2 protein-coding genes are annotated in these 2,213 nt (G+C 62.3%); both read right to left on the reverse strand.

Annotation, left to right across the window (positions count from 1 at the left end):
* Window positions 1-56 precede the first annotated feature (56 nt).
* On the reverse strand, window positions 57-857 hold the full coding sequence (gene istB, locus ACZYTC_RS34210) for an IS21-like element helper ATPase IstB (RefSeq protein WP_488991754.1): 801 nt from the start codon (window positions 855-857) through the stop codon (window positions 57-59).
* Window positions 854-2,137: an IS21 family transposase gene (gene istA / locus ACZYTC_RS34215; RefSeq protein WP_488991755.1), complete on the reverse strand. Its 1,284-nt coding sequence runs from the start codon at window positions 2,135-2,137 to the stop codon at window positions 854-856. The genes istB and istA overlap by 4 nt, the downstream gene beginning before the upstream one ends.
* Between the last annotated feature and the right edge of the window lie 76 nt (window positions 2,138-2,213).

Consider the following 2,213-nt stretch of genomic DNA (forward strand, 5'->3'; position numbering starts at 1 on the left):
TGTCAAGCGAAGCGAGGATTTGACCCCTTTGGCGAAGTGAGGAACTGACCCCCTTGTCATTGCGCTGCGGTTGAAGTGGCATCAAGCGCAGATCCGGCCTTCTGCAGAAGGCCGGATCTGCGCTTTTCGCGAAGTCGGTAGCTGTCGCCCCGGATGGTGATCACGGTGGAGTGGTGAAGCGCCCTGTCCAAGATCGCGGTTGCCACCACGGGATCGCCGAAGACGCTGCCCCATTCGCCCACGGAACGATTGGACGTGATCAGGATCGATCCCTTCTCATAGCGGCGCGACACCAATTGGAAGAACAGGTGGGCTGCGTCGGCCTCGAACGGCAGATACCCCAACTCGTCAATGATCAACAGTTTCGGCCGGCTCAGCAGCGTCAGCTGCTTTTCAAGGGTGCCATCCATATGGGCTTTGGCCAGCATGGCCACGAGCGTCGCCGCCGTAACGAACTGGACAGAATAATTCTGCCGGATTGCCTCTCGCCCCAGAGCGACCGCCAAGTGCGTTTTGCCGGTGCCGGGCGGCCCCATGAACAGTGCCGTGTCCCCATGCGCGATCCATCGACACGTAGCCAATTCCCGGATCTGGCGAGGATCCAGCGAGGGCTGCGCGTCGTATTCGAAGCCCTCGAGCTCGCGCACAAAGGGGAACTGGGCGATCTTGCTCGCCATGTGGATGCGCCGCTCGTCGCGCCGGGCGATCTCGCGACTGGCCAAGAACGCCAATGCTTCGCGCAAGGTCATTTGCGAGCGAGCAGCCTCGTCCAGCAACGTATCGAGCTGATCCCGGATTGCGGTGAGCTTGAGCCTGTCCAGCATGGCGATGAGGGATTCATGATCGACGGTCATCACCACGCTCCTCCCACAGCCGCTTCGTATTCGGCCAGTGGCCGCAATAGTGCCGGTGGCGCTATCGGCGCCGCCACCGTGTGTGCAGTCATGGCGCCGACGAGGCCGGCAAGGTGTGCCCGGTCTATGATCCGCTGACGTCGGCCTTCGCATTGCGAGTGATCGGCCACGACCTCGCCGGCATGACGGATGACGATGCGGCCCCCGAGAACAACCACCTGGACAGTCTCGCCGACCAGGCGCCACGGTACCGAATAACTGTTGGTGTCGAGGTCGATAGCGCAGTCGGAGCGCACCTTGCGGATCAGGTCACGCAGCTGGCCGAATGGAGCTCGGCCCCCGAGAGGTCGAAGAGCGCCTGCCTCATCGGCGAAGCGCACGATCGGCAATTCACCGGTGGTGCCATGTACGCGCACGTCGGCGATTTCCCGGTTCCATTGGTCGAGATGCGCGACGAACGCGCCCCAGCTCGCAAAGCGCCGGCCAGCAACCGCGTTGCGCTTTACGTAGCCGACACCGCGTTCGTCTTTGCCCTTCGTCCGGGCTCGGTAGGGCGCGCAGGCCCGCGGCAAGAAGCCCCAGTAGCGCGCGAAGGCATGAAGCCGAGCATTGAACCGCACCTCACGCGTCGTAGCATCATGGTGCTCGACCAGCGCCCGGGCGTTGTCGAACAGGACCTCGGCTGGTGTCCCGCCGAACCGCAGGAACGCGCCTTCCATCCCTTCAAACCAATCGCTTTGCCGCTCCGTGATCGAAGGTCGAATGTGCATCCGTCGCGAGTAGCCCAGTGTCGCCACGAACAGGTGGATCTTGATCCGTTCATCGCCGATCCAGACCTTGGTATCGCCGAAGTCGATCTGCAGTTGATGCCCCGGTCGGGTCTCGAACCGCACCGTTGCCTTCTTCTGCGCCCTCAGTTCACGGCGCCAGGGCTGGACGCGAAGTTCAACAGAACGCAGGCCGATCACAATACCATGCTCACTCTCAAGCTCCTGGCGCACAACGTCGGCATTGCCATTGTGCCGGAAAAACCGCTCACGCAGCCAGTCCTCCAGACCGTCGAACGCCGTTTTGCGTACCGGCTTGGCCAATGGCACCACGCCACCCGCGCGAAGGTAGCGACGCACGGTGTTGCGCGCGCACCCGAACTCCTTCGACAGCCGCTTGGCACCCCAGCCAAGCTCATGTAGCCGCACCATCGCGGCCACCTCGTCCGGTGGAAGCATGACGTCTCCCTGCACAACACTCACCTGTGCAGGAATCTCTGCAATTACACGCACCATATGTCCCTCCATTTTCGAACCTGGAGGGGTTAGTTCTCAATTTCGACAGGGGGGCAGTTTCTCACTTCGGATGACA

The sequence above is a fragment of the Labrys sp. F242 genome (assembly GCF_057813875.1).

Bases quoted from the DNA above. Each gene is read 5' to 3' on its own strand.
- istA (WP_488991755.1), bottom strand. From the start codon at position 2,137: ATGGTGCGTGTAATTGCAGAGATTCCTGCACAGGTGAGTGTTGTGCAG.